Genomic DNA, 21164 nt, shown 5'->3' on the forward strand with positions numbered 1-21164 from the left:
TCCGTGCGCTGGAAGTTACTCATAATCCTGAGACAGTCGCACTCCGTATGGAGTGCGTGGATTGAAATATCAATGTGCACCAAATCAGCATCTTCAACGTCTGGTCGCACTCCGTATGGAGTGCGTGGATTGAAATCGCAAGATCAGACCCGACGAGCTGCAGGAGCCGCCGTCGCACTCCGTATGGAGTGCGTGGATTGAAATAGGCTCTTATCCCTCCTATTCGTGGTTACCTGACGGTCGCACTCCGTATGGAGTGCGTGGATTGAAATCCCATCGCCTACAGCGCTGCCGGATCTGGGACAAGTCGCACTCCGTATGGAGTGCGTGGATTGAAATCAAGACGAAATCACTGTTGAGTGGTTGATGGCCATGAGGTCGCACTCCGTATGGAGTGCGTGGATTGAAATATCAGCATTTGCAGCGTCGCTATGTCCTTCGTCCTTGTCGCACTCCGTATGGAGTGCGTGGATTGAAATTATTAAGCATAACAAAAAGCCCTCCATCAGTACCATGTCGCACTCCGTATGGAGTGCGTGGATTGAAATAGGGCCGCCCTGCAGCACTCCAGGGTGCAAGAATCGCGTCGCACTCCGTATGGAGTGCGTGGATTGAAATTGAGAAACATCATGCTTGTAAATGGCGATGGAACGTCGCACTCCGTATGGAGTGCGTGGATTGAAATCCCATGTCGGAATTAGATTAATAACTCACAAACGTCGCACTCCGTATGGAGTGCGTGGATTGAAATAGGGCCGCCCTGCAGCACTCCAGGGTGCAAGAATGTCGCACTCCGTATGGAGTGCGTGGATTGAAATCGTGGTGTGGTTGATGGCATCTTGCAGCAGATCGTCGCACTCCGTATGGAGTGCGTGGATTGAAATCCACCAAGGATGAACCGACCAACGTGTCCGGCGTGTCGCACTCCGTATGGAGTGCGTGGATTGAAATAAATTCACAAGATCAAGAGTGGGTCTGCCATTAAACGTCGCACTCCGTATGGAGTGCGTGGATTGAAATACGTTGATGTATTGTATCCGCAAGATATCGACTCTGTCGCACTCCGTATGGAGTGCGTGGATTGAAATGTAAACTAAATATCTAAAGAAGACGCAGATATTTGTCGCACTCCGTATGGAGTGCGTGGATTGAAATCATTAATCCCATCCACCTTATGAGCGAAGAGTATCAGGTCGCACTCCGTATGGAGTGCGTGGATTGAAATCTTCCGGAAGTTATTATAACGACCGCCAGAGCTAAGTCGCACTCCGTATGGAGTGCGTGGATTGAAATCAGTACCCGGCAAACTCGGACCATGGAATGTCTGGCGTCGCACTCCGTATGGAGTGCGTGGATTGAAATCTGTACAACCACATGCGGAGTTGTCGTAGGTAGTTGTCGCACTCCGTATGGAGTGCGTGGATTGAAATTAATCATATCGTAGAGGCTATTGGAGTACTCACGTCGCACTCCGTATGGAGTGCGTGGATTGAAATGGATACAACAAGCTCCGGGGCGTTGAGTCGGAATCGTGTCGCACTCCGTATGGAGTGCGTGGATTGAAATATAATCTCATGATCAGCGCAGGAGGACGGCCGCGTCGCACTCCGTATGGAGTGCGTGGATTGAAATATTGGCACCCAGAAAGGCACCGGGCAGGAAGAAGTCGCACTCCGTATGGAGTGCGTGGATTGAAATTACGCCGAGAACATGGCCTATTTCACATCGACCGCGTCGCACTCCGTATGGAGTGCGTGGATTGAAATCATTAATATCTCTCCTATTAATAAGAATGAAATCCGTCGCACTCCGTATGGAGTGCGTGGATTGAAATTGATAATTGACGTTGTATGTCTGTGATCCAGGCGTGTCGCACTCCGTATGGAGTGCGTGGATTGAAATGCACTATGGCTAAAAGTCAAAGTAACCATTGTACAGTCGCACTCCGTATGGAGTGCGTGGATTGAAATGAAGCCTACGCTGCTTATCGTCGTGGTGAAGATGCAGTCGCACTCCGTATGGAGTGCGTGGATTGAAATGCGCTTTTGAGTAAAGTTTTCTGGATTGTACCGATTGTCGCACTCCGTATGGAGTGCGTGGATTGAAATTGCAAAGTGAGGTTGTGCCCGATGTGCAGCTGGGTCGCACTCCGTATGGAGTGCGTGGATTGAAATATTGACTTGCTTGGAACGGTATAACTCAAAGTATTAGTCGCACTCCGTATGGAGTGCGTGGATTGAAATAATGCCCGAATAGTCCGTCATTATCGGTGCTGGCGTCGCACTCCGTATGGAGTGCGTGGATTGAAATAATCTCTTCGAGTGGATACTGCGCCAGCTGATGGTCGCACTCCGTATGGAGTGCGTGGATTGAAATAAGTAGCTGAAGAATCATTTTAGCCTATGGTTACTGTCGCACTCCGTATGGAGTGCGTGGATTGAAATCGGTTTCCTCTCTATCTTGCTTAGATGCCGATCCAGTCGCACTCCGTGTGGAGTGCGTGGATTGAAATCTTAACGCTGTAGCTACGAACATTGAAGCAAGAAGTCGCACTCCGTGTGGAGTGCGTGGATTGAAATATACACGGCATACACGTCTCAACAAAAATGGTTTTTTCGCACTCCGTGTGGAGTGCGTGGATTGAAATCGCAGAGTCACAGTGATGTCATCAATTCCCGGGACGTCGCACTCCGTATGGAGTGCGTGGATTAAAATTTTTTTGGGTTTGGGTTTTCGGTTTGGGTTTTCGGTCGCACTCCGCGTGGAGTGCGTGGATTGAAATTTCACGTTGCAGGAGGCGCAGGCCGGGACTTTGTTGTCGTCGCACTCCGTGTGGAGTGCGTGGATTGAAATTTCTATGAGGTCCCCATAATAAGTGGGCTTAGTGGTCGCACTCCGTATGGAGTGCGTGGATTGAAAACCTCAGCATAGGGAGGTTCGGCGTGGCGGATGAAGTCGCACTCCATACGGAGTGCGTGAATTGAAATCTGGTCATGGCTGATGCGAAGCAGGCGGTTTATCGCGATTTCTCCTGCTCCTTCCCCGGAGGAGAATCCAGCAGGGAAGCGCAGAGCAGAAGCGCCAAGGTCATTGAAGCGCTGCTGGAGGAACATCCCGGCGGAGCAATCGTGATCGGAACGCATGGTGACGTGATGACCCTGATGCTGAATTATTATGATCCGCAGTATGAATTCCGGTTCTGGGAGTCTACCTCCATGCCGGATATTTACAAGGCGGAGTTTACCGGACGGAAGTTGATCCGGGTAACCAGAGAATGGGGCAAAGGCGATTAGGATAGCAGGATGGCACAAATAAGAGCTTACGCATGATCCTCACGGGGACCCATCGGTCTCCGCCTTCTTCCGCGCCCGGAACCGCCTGACCTTCATCAGGTTCCCGCACAGCTTGTCGTCGCAATACCGCTTGGAGCGGTTGCGGGTGTCGTCATAGTAGACCCATAGGCAATCGGGGTTCCCGCAGATGCGGATGCGACAGGGCTCTTTCTCCAGCAATACCTCGGCGTAAGAAGCCGCAATCTCCGCCATTACCTGGCCCCAATCGGCCCGCTGCGGCAACAGGGCGATCCTGGCTTCACCCTCGGGAGCCAACGTGATCTGCCGGATTACCGGTCCACCCTTCATATATTCATTCAGCTGTTTCAGCAGCTGCTGTCCTGGCGGATGGCCCTGCACCAGCTGCTGCACGGATTCCCATAGGAGGCTACGCAGCTCTTTGAGCTGCGCCAGCTCTTCCGTACTCAGCGGCGTTCCCGCCTGCAATGAGCGCTCCTCCAGCCATTTGGCCAGCCACTCCTGATCCTCCAGCTTGTCTCTATCCTTGCTGCGGTCACCGGTCCGCCAATCCCGCCAATAGCTGTTAATGTAATCATCCCAGAGCACCGCCTGATCCTTCCTTTCCACTACTCAGCTCTTTATGCACAGCTGGGCCTCTCCTGTTTCCGGCCGAATTTTATTTTAATTGTAACAGGTAAAAAAGTCGTTTGCTAGTTACTTGATTCCACCCGCTACATATGCTACATTTTCTTGTGTAACCATTATTATGTGGTTTAAGTCGTTACGATAACAATACTTAACCGGAGGTGTAACATGCACAACAAAATCAGTGAAGTGCTGCTGCAAAATTGGGATTACGCGATGGACATCGAGGATTGGTCGCCGCCGCTGAGTGACGCATTGGACGGGGTCGACAGTGAACAGGCCAGCTGGAAGCCACAGGGAGCAGCAGGTAACTCCATCTGGGAAACAGTCAATCATCTGACCTATTACAAGGAACGGCTGCTGCGCAAGCTGAAGGGTCTTCCGAAGCTGCCCGATCTGGAGAACAATGACGCGACATTTGCAGTGACCGAGAGCGGCGAAGAAGCCTGGCAGCAGGCTGTCGCCAAGCTGAAGACCGTGCATGCCGGATTGCGTGAAATCATCGAAGCGCTAGAGGAAGGGGCCTACGATTGGGGCGGCTCCGGACATGCCCCGGGAGAAGAGGTAATGAGCCTGATTCTGCATGATGCTTACCACACCGGACAGATTGTACTGGTCCGCAAGCTGCAGGGCTCGTGGCCGACGAACCGGAGCTTTAACTAACTTCATGAGCGTTTCATGTCAAAAATCCCGGGTTAATGGATGCTATACCAACCTTAGCGTCTGAGAGGAGAGATTGACATGGAACCGAGCACCAAGGATAGAAGCGTAGAAGTGGAACGGACAGAGGTACACCGGAAGTCGGATTCCAGCCTTGTCGCATCAACCTTTATCAAGTACGCGGCGTATATCATCATTATCTTCGGGATTTTGTACTTCCTGGTAAGATACGTCTTCCCGATGTTCTAAAGCAATGGAGCGGGTCCGAAGGACCTGGAGAACAACAAAGCCACGGCTGCCCTCAGCGGCAGACGTGGCTTTTTAAGGTTGACGGGATTACCCGTCCTTCTCGATCCTGTTGCGGCTTTCGGCGGAGTTGCGGTAGAAGAACCAGCACTCGTTGAGCATCTTGATCTGGCGGCGGTCTTTCTTATAGTACGCTCTCATAAGCTGATGGCAGAGCCATTGCGGCAAGAGAACCCCTCCTCTGCATGCTTCCTTGTGTATCCATAGTATATGGAACAAAGCGCCCAAAGGTGCAGCCGCCACCATGATCTGCGGTTAATGCGCGTTCTCTGCTTCCTCTTCGTACCACTGCTCCAGCTGTGCTTGCAGCGCGCGGATTTCTGTTAACAGGGCGATCAGCGGATAGTTATTCTCCTCAATGGCGGCAAAAGCTTTCTCCAGTCGGTTAATGTACGCCAGCCCCGATTCCAGAGCATATCCCTCGCGCAGCAGCTCGAGCTGATCACATTCGGCCACAGCCAGCGGCAGGTCCGGCACATTGGCGGCCGTCAGCTTGTCGATTTCTTTGTTGAGCCTTAGATTCAGCGCACTTAGCTGATATGCGTATTCCTCCGGCATTTCCACGAATTGCAAATCCTGTCCCTGCTGCAAAATGACATACCGCATTTTCGGCATCACACATTCTCCCTCCGTACTTGTCTTCCTTCTTGACAGTTTAGCCTATGGGCAAGTTACAATTCAAGTAGAGAGTTTACCAGTAGAGATACCAATTCCTGCGGAGAGGACCTGTGAGAGAACGCCATGACGATCATGAGCAATGAAGAGCTGCAGCAGTGGATTGAGCGGATCTCGCTCAGCAGCTTTGGCGTGCCGTTCCGGCACAAGGCCAGCTTTAACGGCAGGCTTAGTACGACAGGCGGGCGATATTTTGTCAAAAGCCATAATATAGAGATCAATCCGCGGCAGCTTGAGATCTTCGGACATGAGGAGACGGAGAAAATCATCAAGCACGAGCTGTGCCATTACCACCTGCATTTGGCCAAACGGGGGTATATGCACCGCGATGCCGATTTCAAGACCTTGCTGGCCCAGGTCGGCGGCAGCCGCTTTTGCCAGACCCTTCCGGGGAACAAAGCCCGGCGGACGCTGCCGTACCGCTATAAGCTCGTATGTACAGCCTGCGGCATGGAGTATCCGCGCAAACGAAGGCCCGACCCGAAGCGCTACCGCTGCGGGAAGTGCGCGGGCAAGCTGAAGCTGCTGGCGATTGAAGAGACGAAGGGCAAGCCATAACGGCCATTCCCGGCCTGTGAGCGAAGGCTTACTTGATCACCAGACCAAGCAATCCGGCAAAAGCAGCCGCCTGCCCCGCAGAGATCACACATCCCTGCAAGTCGGAAATGTCCACCAGCAAGCCGGTGAAATCACAATCGCTGAGGTCGATGTCCTTGAGCTTGCAGCCTGCCAGGTTGGCCTGGTCAATATCGCATTTGCTGAAGGCTACCGAGCTTAGGCCGCAGCGGTAATAGTCGGAGCTGACCAGCGAACAGGACTCGAAGGACACCTGCTTGAAGCTGCCCATCCGGAAGTTGGTGAAATCGCCGAGGCAGTCGATCAGGCGGACATTTTGCAGCCGTGCATCGCTGAAGTCGGTTCCGAGCATTTTACATTGTCTGAACTCGGTCCGGTGGATGAAGGCTTCGTTGAACTTCACATTGGATAAATCACAGTTCTCGAAGATCACATCGGTCAATTCAATAGAAGGAAACGCAGACTCGGCAATGGTTACATTTCTGAAAATCACCTTGTCACAGGAGACCCGGGCCGCCTCCTGATATTCAATGTGGCAGTCGCTGATCGCGCAGCGGACGAGCTCATCCCTGTCGTTCAAGGTGCGGAGTTCGCGGGCTTCGAGCGCGGTCCGTTCGTTTAGTTTGGGCGGGTCGATTTTAATAGTCATAAGTACCTCCGAAATTGGGCTTGCGCGGCAGTTGCAATATTTGTGCTGTACGGCGTCTTTGGGCTGTTGTATGATGGAACAAATTTTACGAAAAAGCGGGTGGATCACAGATGATGGCTGCGCCACGATATGAATGCGATGTACCTGCAGTTATTCTCCCTTAATGGAGGAATTTCTGCAACTCCGTTAAGGACAAGGAACATGTTCTAAACAAACGGAGGGTACATTTTATGAGAAGCAAGCTGCTGGGTTCATTGTATTTATCATTGGCCGCTGCCATTTGGGGCGGCATGTATGTTGTGGTTAAGGTCGTTGTCGATGTGGTGCCGCCGCTGGAGCTGGTATGGCTGCGGTATATCATCGCACTGGTCGCGCTGCTGACGGTTGGTGCGGTAACGAAGCAATCCTGGCGTGTGGCGCGGAAGGACTGGCCGCTGATAATATCCATCGGGCTAATCGGTAACACGGTGTCCATCGTTACCCAGGAGATCGGTACGATGTTGTCGAGCGCGCAGACGGGGGCGATTATTACGGCGACTACACCGGCATTTATGGTCGTGTTCGCATGGATGATCCTTAAAGAACGGATTACGCTGCGCAAGGCCGGCTCTGTTATTCTTGCTACAGCGGGCGTGCTGCTGATCGTCGGGAAAGCGGGCATCGACCCCTCATACCGTCTGGGCGGGTTGTCGCTGCTGGTTGCGGCGCTGACCTGGGCGCTGATGTCTGTGCTCGTGAAGAAGGTGCCGGGGCGCTATTCACAGGTGACCGTCACTACCTATGCCGTAATGGTGGCGCTGATACTATTGACGCCATGGATGTTCAGCCGGCTTCCGGAGCTGGACTGGCAGGCCATGCGTGAGCCGTCCATCTGGGGCGGGCTGCTCTATCTGGGCGTCGTCTCGACCGCCTGCGGCTTTCTGCTGTGGAACCGCGGCCTGCAGATGCTGAACGCGGCAAGCGGGGGATTGTTCTTCTTCGTGCAGCCGGTGGTCGGGGCGCTGCTGGGCTGGCTCCTGCTGGGAGAGAGCATCGGACTGGCCTTCTGGGCCGGTACGGTGCTGATCTTCGGCGGAGTGCTTCTGGTTATCCGGGATAACTGATTATTGCCTGTGCGGATTACCGCCGGCCATGGTGCTGCTTGCACCTGGCCGGCGGTATTTGTTTGTTATGGATCAGCTGGCCGGGTTCACGATCTTATTTGAGCTGGGCCATGCCCAGATTTACCCGGTAATTGCCGAACTGCAGCAGCTCATCGAGAAAAGCGTTCAGCTCCTCCTGATTCCCGGTGCGCACCCGCATCCAGTAACAGCCTTCACCGCTGACGCGGTGCAGCTCAATGACACCGGAATGCTCCTGGGCGAAGCGCTGGAACGGAGCGTGGGAAGTATTCGAACTGAGGAATACGGTAACGAAGGCGTGAATGTGCTGTCCCGTCTTGCGCGGATTCCAGCGGATGGTGTAGCCCTCGATAATCTCCAGCTCCCGCATCCGGCGGATGCGCGCGCCCACAGCCTGCCCGGTCAGATGCACCAGCTCGCCGATTTCTTTGTGGCTGCGGGTCGAGTCGGCAATTAACAGCTGCAGAATGCGGTAATCCGTATCGTCGAAGAGCGGGGTGGTCATTGCTGCATTTTCCTTTCCGTTTGAAATTAGAACGGGCATATCTCTTTCAGTGGGTTATGTCCCGGCAAGGCCGGTGACCCCTATAATTGTAATTGTACCAGAGATGAAGCTGAAGGAAGAGGTGTTAACGATGAAAATCAAGCTGATCCGCCATGCCACGCTCTGGCTGGAATATGGCGGGGTCACTTTTCTGATCGATCCGATGTTCAGCGGACAGGGCGTAAATCCACCGATTGTAAATACGGCCAATAGCCTGAATAATCCGCTGGTTCCGCTGCCGGAACCAGTGGAACAATGGCTGGCGCCGGATGCTGTGCTGGTTACGCACTTGCATCAAGACCACTGGGATACGGCGGCAGCTGCGCTGTTGCCGCATGAAACGCCCCTGCTGTGTCAGGAAGGGGACCAGGAGAAGCTTGCCGCTCAAGGGTTCGCGGGAGTAACACCTGTGGATGAAGCGGCAGGGACGGTGTACCGCGGCGTGACGCTGCGGCGGACCGGCGGCCGGCACGGCACGGGCGAAATCGGGGAGCGGATGGGCAAGGTGTCCGGGTTTGTGTTTCAGGCAACCGGCGAGCCGAGCCTGTATATAGCCGGTGACACGATCTGGTGCGAAGAGGTGAAGGAAGCGCTGGATACGTACCGGCCGGAGGTGCTCGTGCTGAATGCCGGAGGGGCGCGCTTCTTGGAAGGAGGCCATATTACAATGGATGCCGTAGATGTGGCAGAGGTATGCCGGTATGCGCCGCAAGCGGCGGTCGTAGCCGTGCACATGGACGCGATTAACCACTGTCTGGTGACGCGTAAGCATCTGAAGGAGCACCTGCAGCAGCAGGGGCTGCTGGAGCGGGTGAGGGTGCCGCTGGACGGAGAGTGGGTGTAAGGGTTCGCCGCTGTTCGCCACGGCTGGTCGCTGCCGCTTGTCGCCACGGCTGGTCGCTGCCGCTGGTCGCTGCCGCTGGTCGCTGCCGCTGTTCGCCACGGCTGTTCGCCACGGCTGTTCGCTACGGCTGTTCGCCACGGCTGTTCGCCACGGCTGTTCGCCACGGCTGTTCGCCACGGCTGTTCGCCGCCGCTGATCCCCGGTGCTCGCTGCTGCCGCTGTCCGCTGCTGTCCGCCGATGTCCGCCACCGCCCAACTAATTGGATTTTCGCCAACTAATTCTGTCCGAATCATGATTTCTGCGAATCTAGTTCGATAATCGTCACTTAATTTGGTCAAAGTCGGGGTAAAAGCTTACTTTCACCCAAATTAAGTGGCGGATTTCCAATTAGATATGTGAAAATCTTCAATTCGGCTGAATTAGATTGCGATTTTCCAACTAGCAGCTGATGGTTACTAGCTTCGTATGTTACTAGCCGCTGATGCTTACTAGCAGCCGATAGTTACCAGCCTGGCGCTTTCTTGCGACTCAAAAAGCCCCCGGCCTTCTGGCCGGGGGCTGCTTCCATATGAGGGTTGGCGTTTGCGCTACCGGCGTGCCGGACACAGGAGAAGGGGCTGCGCCGCATCTTCTGCCCTTCGCGAGCAGATGCCCACGCCGCCATCCCCTGCCCAGCAGGAGCGGAGGGCTCACGCCGCCATCTCCTGCCCAGCAGGAGCGGAGGGCTCACGCCGCCATCTCCTGCCCAGCAGGAGCGGAGGGCCCACGCCGCCATCTCCTGCCCAGCAGGAGCGGAGGGCCCACGTCGCCATCTCCTGCCCGGCACGGGCAGGTAGCCCACGCCGCCATCTCCTGCCCGGCACGGGCAGGTAGCCTCCGCCATCTCTTGCTTGGCGCGAGCAGAGATAGCTTACGCCTCCATCTTCTGCGCGGAGTGCAGGCGGTAGTACAGGCCACGGCGGGCGATCAGCTCGTCATGCGAGCCGGATTCGGCCACGCCCTTGTCCGCAATGTACATGATGCGGTCGCAGTTCTTCACCGTCGAGAGGCGGTGCGCAATGATGAACGAGGTGCGTCCTTTGAGCAGCTCGTTCAAGCCCTGCTGCAGCAGCCGCTCGGTCTTGGCGTCGATCGAGGAGGTAGCCTCGTCGAGAATCAGGATCCGCGGATCGGCGAGCAGCGTGCGAGCGAACGAGATCAGCTGCCGCTGTCCCTGGGACAGCTTGGAGCCGCGTTCGTTGACCTCCGTCATATAGCCTTCCGGGAATTCGCGGATGAACTCATCGGCGCAGACCGTCTTGGCCGCGGCGATAATTTCTTCCTCGGTGGCGTCAAGACGCCCGTACCGGATGTTGTCGAGAATCGTCCCGGAGAAAATAAAGCTGTCCTGCAGCATAATCCCCATCTGGCTACGCAGCGAATCGAGCGTTACCTGGGAAATGTCATGCCCGTCGACTTCGATTTTTCCGCCAGTCAGATTATAGAAGCGGGAGATCAGATTGACCACCGTTGTCTTCCCGGCGCCTGTCGGACCGACCAGAGCGACACTCTCACCAGGTTTCACATCGAAGGACAGATTCTCCAGAATGTTGAGGCCCGGATCATAGGCGAAGGTTACATCATCAAAAGTCACCCGGCCCGCCACCTGCGGCAGCGCCTTGGCTCCCGGAATGTCGCTGACGGTTACCGGTTCATCCAGCGTCTCGAAGATACGCTCCAGATAAGCCACGGCATTGATGAAGCTGTTGTACAGGTTCGACAGGTTGAGAATCGGCTGCCAGAAGCGGGCCGCGTAGCTGCTCATGGCCAGGATGACCCCGAAGGTCACATCCGCCGGACTCAGTGTCAGCAAGCCGACCAGATAGATGGCTGTCGTTACCCCTGTCGCCAGGTTATCGACTGTGAACGGAATCAGCGCATTGTAGCGCAGCGCCCGCATCCACTCCTTGCGGAAATTGCCGGCCAGGCGGGTGAAGATGCCTTCATTGCGTGTCTCACGCGTGAAAATCTGTGTAACACGGATACCGCTGATGCTCTCCTGCATATAGGCGTTCAGGTTGGAGCTCTTGTTGGATACAGCCTGCCAGGCCCGGCGCTGTCTGGTCTTGATCAGCAGCATGACACCGAGGAAGACCGGCAGTCCGGCCAGCGTGACCAGCGACAGCTTCACGTCGACAGCGAACATAAAGGCGGCGATAAAGATCAGGTTCACGATTTCCAGAATAAAGTTGATGATACCGTTCGAGAGTACATCCGATACCGAGTTGACATAGTTGACGACACGGATCAGAATCTTGCCCTGCGGGCGGTCATCGTAATACTTGAACGGCAGCCGCTGCAGATGCGTGAATAAGTCGGTACGGATGTCAAAAATAATATCCTGGCCCACCCGCGTCATAATGCGCGAGCGGATCGTCGCCAGGATGACGCTGACCACGATGGTCGCCAGCATGAGCAGAGACCAGCCGACCAGTGCCCCTCCGTCCTTGTCCGGAATGGTTACGTCGACGACATGCTGCATGATCAGCGGCGCCGACAGTGCAATCGCGGCAGACAGGGCGCTCAGTACAAAGGCGATAATCATCGGCTTCTGCTGACGCCTTATATAAACCATCGCGCGGCGGAAATGCTTGATGTCAAACGGTGATTCCAGATTCTCGTCAATGTCGAATTTATTTCTAGCCACGGGTGTTCACCCCTCTTCCAATCCCTTCGTTCTGCAGCATAAATACATCATAATAATAGCCGCGTTTAGCCAGCAGCTCGGTGTGCGTGCCTTCTTCGATCAGCCGTCCGTTGTCGAGGATCAGGATGCGGTCCGCTTCGGCGGTGGTGGACACGCGCTGGGCGATAATGATCTTGGTGCACGGGAATTCAAGCTCGCGCAGACTCTTCTGGATATGCTCCTCGGTCTCCAGGTCGACTGCCGATGTTGTGTCGTCCAGAATCAGGATCGGACGGCCCACCGCCAGCGCCCGGGCGAGGGCGATCCGCTGCTTCTGACCGCCGGACAGGCCGACGCCGCGTTCGCCGACAATCGTATCGTAGCCTTCCGGCATCTTGGTAATGAAGCTGTGTGCTGCGGCGAGCTCGGCGTAATGCACCGTTTCCGCTTCCGGCAGCTCCGGATCACCGTAGGCAATGTTGCCGTCAATGGTGTCGGAGAAGAGCAGCACATCCTGGGTGGCGATGCCGATGTTGCTGCGCAGCTCATCCAGCTCCAGCTTGCGGACATCATGGCCGTCCACCAGCACCTGACCCTTGGCGACATCATAGAAACGCGGGATCAGGTTGATGAGCGAGGTTTTGCCCGAGCCGGTAGAGCCCATGATGGCAACGGTTTCACCTGCTTCAATCGTGAAGCTTACATTATCCAGGACCAGCTTGTTGTCATATTTAAAGCTGACATGATCGAATTCAATATGTCCGTCATAACGGCGCGTGTCCGTTGTGCTGTGGTTGTTGACGATGTTAGGCCGGGAATAGTAGACCTCAACGATTTTGGCCAAGCTGGCGAAGAACCGCTGAATATCATTAATAATAATCCCGATATTGCGCATCGGATTCGCCAGACCCCAGATGAGGGACGAGAAAGCGGCGAACTCCCCGAAGGTGATGCGTCCGTTCATCACGAAGAACCCGCCTGCAATCATCAGAATCACGCTGAAGCCGTTTGCAAAGGTCTCAAGGTACGGGAAATAATCAAGCCAGACCATTGCTGCGGTCTTGTTGGCTTTGGAATACTCCACATTCTTCTCGGTGAATTTCTCGATTTCGTAATCTTCGCGGGCGAAGGCCTTGACCACCCGGTTGCCGGAGATGTTCTCCTGGGTGATTGTATTGAGCTGGGATAGACGTTCCCGCAGGTCTATATACATCGGCCGCACACGCTTGGCGAATAAATACGCTACTATAAATATAGGAGGCGAGAGAATCAGCAGCCAGAGCGTCAGCTCTACATCAATAGTAAAGAAGTAAATAACCGCGGCCAGGAAAATCGTCAGCGATTCGATGATCGTCTTGATGATCCACGCCATGGAATGCCGGACCATATCGAGGTCGCCCGTCATTTTGGTCATCAGGTCGCCGGTACGATTGCGGTCATAGTAGCCCATATCCTGGTTCTGAATCTTGTTGTACAGGAAGATACGGACCCGGTAAAGCATGTTTTGCGAAGAAATTTCATACTGCATTGTCGTCAGATAGGCCAGACCTGTGCGCAGCAGCGAGAATCCGACCATGGCCAGAGCGAGACCGATCAGCAGCCCGCGCTTATCCGTCAGATTCTGTACCGCATCATCGCCGGCAATGAACGTGTCGACGATCTGTTGGCTGATGTACGGATTGATGATAGTCATCGTACAGCCGATGACGGAAAGGAACAGCGCTGCGATATACCTCGTCCTGTCTCCCTCCAGATTGTGCCACAGCCATTTCAGTTGGAACATGTAATCACCTGTTTCTTTTTTTTGTCAAATTCCTGTTGAACAAACCTTCCCCTTATCCATCCAACAAAAAACTAAGGTGATTATAGCATGAATGCCGGGAACGATCTTTTGCGAAAATGTTTCAGACTGAGCCCTTCATTCTGATATATTGGAAACAATGCCCCGATTCCTCGGTTATCCGTACAGATGCATCAAATATTGCCCGATAGCTTGAGGTTTGCAGGGGTGTCCGGCAATAAATCTGACATTCCTGTAAACGATGCCAAAAGTGAAACATTCAGCTTGACTCACCCCGCGATTCATGATAAATTATTTCTTGTTCATGTTAATGTTCCCTGATAGCTCAGTTGGTAGAGCACTCGACTGTTAATCGAGTTGTCACAGGTTCGAGTCCTGTTCGGGGAGCCATTTACTTGGAGAGATACCCAAGTGGCTATAAGGGGACCCTCTGCTAAGGGGTTAGACTGCGTAAGCGGTGCGAGGGTTCGAATCCCTCTCTCTCCGTAGGATTACTTCCCTGTTAGGGATGAGAACCCTCAGTGGTTCGTTGGAGCATAGGCTTCGTTAGCAATACTTCGCAATCTCTTGCGTAGCAAGAGTATCCCTCTCTCTCCGTAGGATTACTAAACACACATTAATGTACAGAAAGAGCTCCCGCGCGGGGCTCTTTTTTTCGTTTGAAAGAATCCTTTGCTTCGCCAGAAATTAAAGTCAGCGCAATAATCAGCGGATTCGACAGGAATCAGCACATTATGCCCCGTTAATCCTTTAATAAATTGAAGGAATGATGCTGTAAAGAGACAAATGTTATATTATTTACGCTGAAATCAAGTATTGTATTAGAAAAGGGAAAAAATTCAAAACGCAATAATCGCACGAATCCTCCGCAATCCTCTCGATTCCTCCGCTTTTTCAATTATCCTGCTTAAACATTACTCAATTATAACTTTACAAGTCATGTTATCTAACTCACAATTTCGAATTTTATTTTAAAACGATGCAATTCTTAGTGACGGCTAGTAAGGCCTGTGTTAATATAAATAACATCTTAAAGGAAAAAAGAGAAGGCAAGGAAGAGAAAGGGGAATATTGATTATTATGGGGAAAAGGGGATGGCGATGGAGTATTTCATTCAGCAGTTAATCAACGGAATTTCCGTAGGCAGCATTTACGCTCTGATCGCCCTGGGGTACACCATGGTTTACGGTATTATCAAGCTGATCAATTTTGCACATGGGGATGTGTTTATGGTCGGCTCGTTTATCGGGCTCTACAGTGCCAGGAATTTATCGAACGCTGGTCTGCCGCCGGTGCTGGTATTGCTTCTGTCGCTGGTGATTTCTATGACGGTCAGTGCCCTGCTTGGCATCTCGATTGAACGTCTGGCTTACAAGCCGCTGCGCAAGGCATCACGTATCGCTGTTCTGATTACGGCTATCGGCGTTTCGTTTTTGCTCGAATACACAGGCGTGGCCATTGTCGGCCCGCAGGCTCAAGGCTTTCCGGAAATTCTGAATAAGAAGCAATACACGCTCTTCGGTTCGATCCAGGTGGATTCCAACCAAATCATGATTCTGGGCACTACAGTCGTACTGATGATTATCCTGCAATTTATTGTTCACCGTACCAAGATCGGCAAGGCGATGCGGGCGGTATCTTATGATATGGAAGCGGCGCGTTTAATGGGGATTAACGTGGACCGCACCATCTCGGCTACCTTTGCCATCGGTTCCGCACTGGCTGCGGCCGCAGGTGTAATCTTCGGCATGACGTATAACTCGGTTGACCCGATGATGGGCGTTCTTCCGGGACTTAAAGCGTTCGTGGCGGCGGTGCTTGGCGGTATCGGCAGCATTCCCGGCGCACTGGTGGGCGGCTTGCTGCTGGGCACAGTGGAAACGGAAGTCTCTTCGCTCGGATACTCCTCCTGGCGTGACGGCGTAGCCTTTGCCGTACTGATCCTCATCCTGATCTTCAAACCATCCGGACTATTCGGCAAGAATGTCCGTGAGAAAGTGTAGGTGGGACGGATGAAGATGCTGAATCCATTGAACAAGCGGTTCTGGGGCGGTATTGTGCTGGCTCTGGTTGTATATGCGGTTATACAAATTCTCTTAACAACAGGAATATTTGATGATGTGACCCGCTCCACCCTGTTTCTGATCTGTATTAATATTATGCTGGCGGTTTCGCTTAACCTGATTAACGGTGTGACGGGGCAATTCTCCATCGGACATGCGGGATTTATGTCGGTAGGTGCTTATGTGTCGGCTATCCTGACACTGAATTTCGATGTTCCGTTTGTTCTGGCTTTGATTATTGCCGGCATTGTTGCCGCCTTATGCGGAATTCTGATCGGTATTCCGACGCTGCGGCTGAACGGAGATTATCTGGCGATTGCGACCTTGGGCTTCGGTGAAATTATCCGCATCGTGATGCTGAACACCGAATATGTAGGCGGGGCCTCAGGTCTGAGCGGTATTCCCAACAAGGCGACCTGGACAATCATGTTCCTGTTCACCCTGATCACCATTGTCATTATTACGAATTTTATCCGTTCCACCCACGGCCGGGCTTGTATTGCCATCCGTGAGAATGAAATCGCCGCCGAAGCGATGGGCATTAATACGACGCTGTATAAAGTCATTGCCTTCTCGCTGGGTGCGTTGTTTGCGGGGATGGCCGGCGGCTTGTCCGCACACACCTTTTATGTTATCAATCCGGGCAGCTTCAACTTCCTGAAGTCGTTCGAGATTCTCGTTATGGTCGTATTGGGCGGACTGGGAAGTACAGCGGGTGCGGTCGTGGGGGCTGTTGTGTTGACCGTGCTGTTCACTGTACTGCAGGATTTCCCGGAACTGCGGATGATTCTGTACTCGGGCATCCTGATTCTGATGATGATCTTCCGTCCAAAAGGACTCCTTGGCTCAACCGGCATCTCACTTAAGAAATTTGCCAAGAAGGAGGCGACCAAGAATGACAGCATCTCCAGCGAAAGTGCTTCTTGACGTCAAAGGAGCCAGCCGTTCCTTCGGTGGATTGAAGGCGCTCAGCGAAGTTTCCCTTCATATTAATAAAGGCGAGCTGATTGGTCTGATCGGTCCGAACGGTGCAGGAAAGACGACATTGTTCAACCTCCTGACCGGTGTGTATCCGCCATCCAGCGGAACGATCATTCTGAATGACCAGTCCGTCGGAGGGATGAAGCCTTACAAGATCAACCGGATGGGCGCAGCCCGTACCTTTCAGAATATCCGGCTGTTCACGGCGATGACCGTGCTCGACAACGTCAAGATTGCCTACCACCAGCATGCCAAGCATTCGATGTTCACGTCGATGCTTCGCCTGCCCAATCATTTCAAAGGTGAAGACGTCATTACCCGGCAAGCCATGGAAATGCTCAAAATCTTCAATCTGGCAGACCAGGCCCATGAATTTGCCGGCAACATGAGCTATGGCAACCAGCGGCGCCTGGAGATCGCCCGCGCTCTGGCGGCGGGGCCGAAGCTGCTGCTGCTGGATGAACCGGCGGCGGGGATGAATCCGAACGAAACCCGCGATCTGATGAATCTGATCGCCTGGATCCGCAAGGAATTCGATCTCACGATTCTGCTGATCGAGCATGATATGTCGCTTGTTATGGGGGTATGCGACCGGATTTATGTTCTGGACCGCGGGATGCTGATTGCCGACGGGACGCCTGTGGAGATCCGGAACAACCCGAAGGTTATCGAAGCATATCTCGGACAGGAGGCGTAGGACTTATGTTATCAGTACAGGGGATCAATGTATTTTACGGAGCCATCCACGCCTTGAAGGACCTGAGCATCACCGTAAATGAAGGTGAAATCGTTACGTTGATCGGGGCCAACGGTGCCGGTAAATCGACGCTGCTCAAGACTTTGTCGGGCCTGCTGAAGCCGAAGACGGGCACGGTTGAATTTCTCGGTAAATCGATTACCAACCAAAGCGTGCAGGCCATTGTAAAGCAGGGGCTGATTCACTGCCCCGAAGGCCGGCGCGTATTTGCCAACATGTCGGTAGAGGAGAATCTGGAGCTTGGCGCCTACCTGCAGAATTCCAGCAGTCTGGCTGCCGATTTCGATAAAGTCTACAAGACCTTTCCGCGGCTCCTGGAGCGCAAGAAGCAGCTGGCCGGCACCTTGTCCGGCGGCGAGCAGCAGATGCTGGCCATGGGCCGCGCCCTGATGGGTCATCCCAAGCTCCTGCTGCTGGATGAACCGTCCATGGGACTTGCGCCGCTGCTGGTGCAGGATATTTTCCGGATTATCCAGGAGGTCAATGCCACGGGCACTACGGTGCTGCTTGTTGAACAGAACGCCCACCAGGCGCTAAAGATCGCCCACCGGGCTTATGTGCTGGAGACCGGCAGAGTGGTGCTTGAAGGGGATGCCAAGGCATTGGCCGATTCCGAAGATATCAAATCCGCTTATCTCGGCGGGCATTAGAGCTTCATCTTTAGTTGCGGCATCAAAGAAATACTATATAAATATATTATTTTGTGGGAGGCTGGAAGAGGATGAAAAAAATCGGGGCCATTATTATGACAACACTGCTTGCGGGGTCTTTGCTGGCAGGCTGCGGCAACAACGCTGAGAACAACGCATCCGGAGGCAGCGGCAATTCCGGCGGAGACACGATCAAGATCGGGGCGGACCTGGAGCTTACAGGCGGCCAGGCATCTTTCGGCGACTCCGCACTCAAAGGCGCACAGCTGGCGGTCAAAGAAATCAACGATGCCGGCGGCGTACTCGGCAAGAAGCTTGAGCTGATTGAAGCGGACAATGCTTCGAAGTCCGAGGAAGCTACACGCGCAGCGCAAAAGCTGATCACCACCAACAAGGTAGTAGCCATCATCGGGTCGACCACTTCCACGAATACACTCGGTATCGTACCGGTTGCCCAGGAAAAGGGTATTCCGCTGGTCAGCTCTTCGGCAACCAACCCTAAGGTAACAGTCGACGAACGCAGCGGTGAGCTGAATGAGTGGGTCTTCCGCGCTTCCTTCATCGATCCGTTCCAAGGAGAAGTAATGGCTAACTTTGCTACCGATACCCTGGGTGCCAAAACAGCAGTTATTTATACCGATACTTCCAGTGACTATTCCAAGGGTCTGCAGACTTTCTTTGAAGAAACCTTCACCAAAAACGGGGGTACTATCGTCAGCCAAGAATCCTACCAACAGAAGGATTCCGACTTCAAAGCCGTGCTGACACGCATTAAAGAAGCTAATCCGGATGTGATTTACCTGCCGGGCTATTATGAAGAAGTAGGCAAAATCATCAAGCAGGCCCGCGAAATGGGCATCACTGTTCCGTTCATGGGCGGCGACGGCTGGGATTCCCCGCAGCTGGCGGAGATTGCCGGAGCCGAAGCGCTTGAGAACACCTTCATGTCCAACCACTACTCGCCGGAGGATACAGCCCCTGAAGTGAAGACCTTCGTGGACGCATTCAAAGCTGCCAACGGCGACCTGGTGCCGGACGGTATGGCCGCACTCGGCTACGATGCCGTGAAGCTGATTGCCGACGCCATCACCCGTGCGGATTCCACAGAGCCTGAGAAGCTGAGAGACGCTCTGGCCGCCACAAAGGATCTGCAGCTTGCTACAGGCAAGATTTCCATGAACGAAACCCATGACCCGGTAAAAGCCGCAGTCGTGCTGAAATTTGTGGACGGCAAGCAAACTTTTGAAGCCAAGGTTAATCCTTAAGGCGTTTGGCCGCATATAATAAGGCGAGCAATGGTTAAACTTTAGTAGACTGTGTTTATTAAATCGGGGAGACCCTTGTCTCCCTGCATGTACCTTAATGAGAAGAAAGGCTCCCTTTGGGCCTTTCTTTTCGCATCCCAAGAAATGTGCCCAGAGCTATGGGAATAAGGAGGTAATACGCTATGATTGTCGGCGTGCCCAAAGAGATCAAGAATAACGAGAACCGTGTATCCATGACACCGGCCGGGGTTGAAGCATTGTGCAGGGCCGGCCATGAAGTCTATGTCCAGGCGTCGGCCGGAAGCGGGAGCGGCTTTGCCGACCGGGAATATGCCGGGAAGGGAGCGGTGATCCTTGAAACGGCTGCAGAGGTCTGGAAAAGGGCCGAGATGATTATCAAGGTTAAGGAACCGTTGCCTGAGGAGTACGGTTATTTTCGCAAAGAGATGATTCTGTTTACGTACTTGCATCTGGCTCCTGAAGCGGCGCTCACGAAGGCACTGGTGGACAGCGGGGTTACTGCAGTCGGTTATGAGACGATTCAACTGGAGGATGGCTCACTGCCGCTGCTGACGCCGATGAGCGAGGTGGCCGGCAGGATGGCGGTGCAGATCGGGGCGCGGCTGCTGGAGAAGCCGCATGGCGGCAAGGGAATACTGCTTAGCGGTGTACCCGGCGTGCCGCCGGGAGAGGTGGTTATTGTAGGCGGGGGTGTTGTCGGCACCAATGCGGCCAAGATGGCGCTTGGGCTGGGGGCCCGCGTAACCGTGCTGGATTTGAACGCAAGCCGGCTGCGTGCGCTCGATGACATATTTGGCGGCAGGCTTAATACGGTAGTGTCCGACGCTTACCAGCTGGAGCAGGCGGTACGCAAGGCAGATCTGCTGATTGGGGCAGTTCTGATTCCGGGAGCCCGTGCACCGAAGCTTGTGAAGGAGGATATGGTGCGGCAGATGAGTGAGGGCTCCGTTATCGTTGATGTCGCCATTGACCAGGGCGGCTCCGTGGAGACGATTGACCGGATCACCACGCATGAGAACCCCACGTATGTGAAGCATGGAGTAATTCATTATGCGGTGGCCAATATGCCTGGGGCGGTAGCCCGCACCTCGACCCTTGCATTAACGAATGTAACGGTCCCCTATGCGCTGCAGATTGCCGGTCAGGGCATCCGGGAAGCGGCACGAAGCAACCCGGCGATCGCGCGCGGTATAAATGTAGCGGCCGGCCATGTCACCAATGCGGCAGTAGCCCGCAGTCTGTGCTATGAGGCAGCCGATGGCTTGCAGTCGCTTGGAGAGCAAAGAGGAGAAGCGTGATTCTTCTGGAGCTAGCTGAGGCCTGTCCGGGAAGCAGTATCTGACACGGGGATATGCTTCCCAAAGTTTTTTAAATAAAGTATTGCCAAAGTCGTTATGATTTGATATACTCATTTTTGTTGTGACGAAGAAATAAATAATAAATATGGCCCGTTGGTCAAGGGGTTAAGACACCTCCCTTTCACGGAGGTAACATGGGTTCGAATCCCATACGGGTCACCATATGCGGTAGTGGTGGAATGGCAGACACGCTATCTTGAGGGGGTAGTGGGCGTACGCTCGTGGAGGTTCGAGTCCTCTCTACCGCATAATAACGAAGAAGGACCTTTAGCGATAAGGGTCCTTTTTA

At 53.8% G+C, this 21164-nt stretch carries 19 protein-coding genes, 4 tRNA genes and 1 CRISPR repeat array (1 of these 24 only partly in view); of the genes, 16 read left to right on the top strand and 7 right to left on the bottom strand.

Translation table 11 applies throughout. From position 1 onward, the window contains the following. Nucleotides 1-2987: direct repeats of the CRISPR family, unit length 33 nt; unit sequence GTCGCACTCCGTATGGAGTGCGTGGATTGAAAT; it begins 34 nt to the left of the window's first position. 6 nt (nucleotides 2988-2993) lie between these two features. Beyond that, entirely contained in the window at nucleotides 2994-3293 is a 300-nt protein-coding gene (locus tag F1379_RS01690) for a histidine phosphatase family protein (RefSeq protein WP_150265644.1), read from the top strand. A 39-nt stretch (nucleotides 3294-3332) separates the two neighbouring features. Here the strand turns inward: F1379_RS01690 and F1379_RS01695 are convergent, their stop codons facing one another. After that, nucleotides 3333-3920, bottom strand: a complete 588-nt coding sequence (locus F1379_RS01695) for a CGNR zinc finger domain-containing protein (RefSeq protein WP_338046054.1) — start codon at nucleotides 3918-3920, stop codon at nucleotides 3333-3335. A gap of 186 nt (nucleotides 3921-4106) precedes the next feature. On the opposite strand from F1379_RS01695, the gene F1379_RS01700 reads away from it, so the two are divergent. Both F1379_RS01700 and F1379_RS29930 read left to right on the top strand, forming a co-directional pair. Further along, a complete protein-coding gene (locus F1379_RS01700; RefSeq protein ID WP_150265646.1) occupies nucleotides 4107-4601 on the top strand; it encodes a DinB family protein in 495 nt (164 codons plus the stop codon). 78 nt (nucleotides 4602-4679) lie between these two features. Next, nucleotides 4680-4847, top strand: a complete 168-nt coding sequence (locus F1379_RS29930; protein ID WP_203457005.1) for a hypothetical protein — start codon at nucleotides 4680-4682, stop codon at nucleotides 4845-4847. A gap of 87 nt (nucleotides 4848-4934) precedes the next feature. On the opposite strand, the gene cmpA is transcribed toward F1379_RS29930, so the two are convergent. Together cmpA and F1379_RS01710 are read right to left on the bottom strand one after the other, a co-directional pair. Next, nucleotides 4935-5072 (bottom strand): cortex morphogenetic protein CmpA, encoded by a 138-nt coding sequence (gene cmpA, locus F1379_RS01705; protein ID WP_150265648.1) that lies wholly within the window; start codon nucleotides 5070-5072, stop codon nucleotides 4935-4937. A gap of 87 nt (nucleotides 5073-5159) precedes the next feature. Continuing rightward, nucleotides 5160-5519, bottom strand: a complete 360-nt coding sequence (locus F1379_RS01710; RefSeq protein WP_150265884.1) for a hydrolase/acyltransferase — start codon at nucleotides 5517-5519, stop codon at nucleotides 5160-5162. A gap of 135 nt (nucleotides 5520-5654) precedes the next feature. Between F1379_RS01710 and F1379_RS01715 the strand changes: the two genes are divergently transcribed. Continuing rightward, nucleotides 5655-6137, top strand: coding sequence for a SprT family protein (locus tag F1379_RS01715; protein WP_150265886.1), 483 nt, complete (start codon nucleotides 5655-5657; stop codon nucleotides 6135-6137). Nucleotides 6138-6165: 28 nt separating this feature from the next. On the opposite strand, the gene F1379_RS01720 is transcribed toward F1379_RS01715, so the two are convergent. Beyond that, on the bottom strand, nucleotides 6166-6804 hold the full coding sequence (locus tag F1379_RS01720; RefSeq protein WP_150265650.1) for a pentapeptide repeat-containing protein: 639 nt from the start codon (nucleotides 6802-6804) through the stop codon (nucleotides 6166-6168). Nucleotides 6805-7034: 230 nt separating this feature from the next. Between F1379_RS01720 and F1379_RS01725 the strand changes: the two genes are divergently transcribed. Further along, a complete protein-coding gene (locus F1379_RS01725; RefSeq protein WP_150265652.1) occupies nucleotides 7035-7907 on the top strand; it encodes a DMT family transporter in 873 nt (290 codons plus the stop codon). A gap of 94 nt (nucleotides 7908-8001) precedes the next feature. Here F1379_RS01725 and F1379_RS01730 read toward each other — a convergent pair whose 3' ends face one another. Next, nucleotides 8002-8430, bottom strand: a complete 429-nt coding sequence (locus tag F1379_RS01730; RefSeq protein ID WP_150265654.1) for an Lrp/AsnC family transcriptional regulator — start codon at nucleotides 8428-8430, stop codon at nucleotides 8002-8004. Nucleotides 8431-8560: 130 nt separating this feature from the next. On the opposite strand from F1379_RS01730, the gene F1379_RS01735 reads away from it, so the two are divergent. Next, complete coding sequence (locus F1379_RS01735) at nucleotides 8561-9313, top strand: MBL fold metallo-hydrolase (protein WP_150265656.1); 753 nt, start codon at nucleotides 8561-8563, stop codon at nucleotides 9311-9313. 911 nt (nucleotides 9314-10224) lie between these two features. On the opposite strand, the gene F1379_RS01740 is transcribed toward F1379_RS01735, so the two are convergent. Together F1379_RS01740 and F1379_RS01745 are read right to left on the bottom strand one after the other, a co-directional pair. Next, on the bottom strand, nucleotides 10225-12000 hold the full coding sequence (locus F1379_RS01740; RefSeq protein WP_150265659.1) for an ABC transporter ATP-binding protein: 1776 nt from the start codon (nucleotides 11998-12000) through the stop codon (nucleotides 10225-10227). Further along, nucleotides 11993-13762, bottom strand: coding sequence for an ABC transporter ATP-binding protein (locus F1379_RS01745; RefSeq protein WP_150265661.1), 1770 nt, complete (start codon nucleotides 13760-13762; stop codon nucleotides 11993-11995). Before F1379_RS01745 ends, F1379_RS01740 begins: the two co-directional genes overlap by 8 nt. 332 nt (nucleotides 13763-14094) lie before the next feature. Here F1379_RS01745 and F1379_RS01750 point away from each other — a divergent pair. The 10 genes from F1379_RS01750 (at nucleotide 14095) to F1379_RS01795 (ending at nucleotide 21123) form a co-directional block, all read left to right on the top strand. Beyond that, nucleotides 14095-14170, top strand: a tRNA-Asn gene (locus F1379_RS01750). 7 nt (nucleotides 14171-14177) lie between these two features. Beyond that, a tRNA-Ser gene (locus F1379_RS01755) sits at nucleotides 14178-14266 on the top strand. A gap of 614 nt (nucleotides 14267-14880) precedes the next feature. After that, on the top strand, nucleotides 14881-15783 hold the full coding sequence (locus tag F1379_RS01760) for a branched-chain amino acid ABC transporter permease (protein WP_150265888.1): 903 nt from the start codon (nucleotides 14881-14883) through the stop codon (nucleotides 15781-15783). A 9-nt stretch (nucleotides 15784-15792) separates the two neighbouring features. Then, complete coding sequence (locus tag F1379_RS01765) at nucleotides 15793-16770, top strand: branched-chain amino acid ABC transporter permease (RefSeq protein WP_150265663.1); 978 nt, start codon at nucleotides 15793-15795, stop codon at nucleotides 16768-16770. Beyond that, the gene (locus F1379_RS01770) at nucleotides 16739-17521 is read left to right on the top strand and encodes an ABC transporter ATP-binding protein (protein ID WP_150265665.1); all 783 of its coding nucleotides are present in this window, start codon (nucleotides 16739-16741) and stop codon (nucleotides 17519-17521) included. Before F1379_RS01765 ends, F1379_RS01770 begins: the two co-directional genes overlap by 32 nt. A gap of 5 nt (nucleotides 17522-17526) precedes the next feature. After that, nucleotides 17527-18231 (top strand): ABC transporter ATP-binding protein, encoded by a 705-nt coding sequence (locus tag F1379_RS01775; RefSeq protein WP_150265667.1) that lies wholly within the window; start codon nucleotides 17527-17529, stop codon nucleotides 18229-18231. A gap of 71 nt (nucleotides 18232-18302) precedes the next feature. After that, on the top strand, nucleotides 18303-19496 hold the full coding sequence (locus tag F1379_RS01780; protein ID WP_150265669.1) for an ABC transporter substrate-binding protein: 1194 nt from the start codon (nucleotides 18303-18305) through the stop codon (nucleotides 19494-19496). 182 nt (nucleotides 19497-19678) lie between these two features. Further along, nucleotides 19679-20815 (top strand): alanine dehydrogenase, encoded by a 1137-nt coding sequence (gene ald / locus F1379_RS01785; RefSeq protein WP_150265671.1) that lies wholly within the window; start codon nucleotides 19679-19681, stop codon nucleotides 20813-20815. A 147-nt stretch (nucleotides 20816-20962) separates the two neighbouring features. Beyond that, a tRNA-Glu gene (locus tag F1379_RS01790) sits at nucleotides 20963-21037 on the top strand. A gap of 3 nt (nucleotides 21038-21040) precedes the next feature. Then, nucleotides 21041-21123, top strand: a tRNA-Leu gene (locus F1379_RS01795). The last annotated feature ends 41 nt before the right edge of the window (nucleotides 21124-21164 follow it).

Source organism: Paenibacillus tepidiphilus (assembly GCF_008635795.1).
Classification (GTDB): Bacteria; Bacillota; Bacilli; order Paenibacillales; family Paenibacillaceae; genus Paenibacillus_AQ; species Paenibacillus_AQ tepidiphilus.

Coding starts and splice junctions, on each gene's coding strand:
- F1379_RS01690 (WP_150265644.1), top strand. CDS start 2,994: ATGGCTGATGCGAAGCAGGCGGTTTATCGCGATTTCTCCTGCTCCTTC.
- F1379_RS01700 (WP_150265646.1), top strand. CDS start 4,107: ATGCACAACAAAATCAGTGAAGTGCTGCTGCAAAATTGGGATTACGCG.
- F1379_RS29930 (WP_203457005.1), top strand. CDS start 4,680: ATGGAACCGAGCACCAAGGATAGAAGCGTAGAAGTGGAACGGACAGAG.
- F1379_RS01710 (WP_150265884.1), bottom strand. CDS start 5,519: ATGCCGAAAATGCGGTATGTCATTTTGCAGCAGGGACAGGATTTGCAA.
- F1379_RS01715 (WP_150265886.1), top strand. CDS start 5,655: ATGAGCAATGAAGAGCTGCAGCAGTGGATTGAGCGGATCTCGCTCAGC.
- F1379_RS01720 (WP_150265650.1), bottom strand. CDS start 6,804: ATGACTATTAAAATCGACCCGCCCAAACTAAACGAACGGACCGCGCTC.
- F1379_RS01725 (WP_150265652.1), top strand. CDS start 7,035: ATGAGAAGCAAGCTGCTGGGTTCATTGTATTTATCATTGGCCGCTGCC.
- F1379_RS01730 (WP_150265654.1), bottom strand. CDS start 8,430: ATGACCACCCCGCTCTTCGACGATACGGATTACCGCATTCTGCAGCTG.
- F1379_RS01735 (WP_150265656.1), top strand. CDS start 8,561: ATGAAAATCAAGCTGATCCGCCATGCCACGCTCTGGCTGGAATATGGC.
- F1379_RS01745 (WP_150265661.1), bottom strand. CDS start 13,762: ATGTTCCAACTGAAATGGCTGTGGCACAATCTGGAGGGAGACAGGACG.
- F1379_RS01760 (WP_150265888.1), top strand. CDS start 14,881: ATGGAGTATTTCATTCAGCAGTTAATCAACGGAATTTCCGTAGGCAGC.
- F1379_RS01765 (WP_150265663.1), top strand. CDS start 15,793: ATGAAGATGCTGAATCCATTGAACAAGCGGTTCTGGGGCGGTATTGTG.
- F1379_RS01770 (WP_150265665.1), top strand. CDS start 16,739: ATGACAGCATCTCCAGCGAAAGTGCTTCTTGACGTCAAAGGAGCCAGC.
- F1379_RS01775 (WP_150265667.1), top strand. CDS start 17,527: ATGTTATCAGTACAGGGGATCAATGTATTTTACGGAGCCATCCACGCC.
- F1379_RS01780 (WP_150265669.1), top strand. CDS start 18,303: ATGAAAAAAATCGGGGCCATTATTATGACAACACTGCTTGCGGGGTCT.
- ald (WP_150265671.1), top strand. CDS start 19,679: ATGATTGTCGGCGTGCCCAAAGAGATCAAGAATAACGAGAACCGTGTA.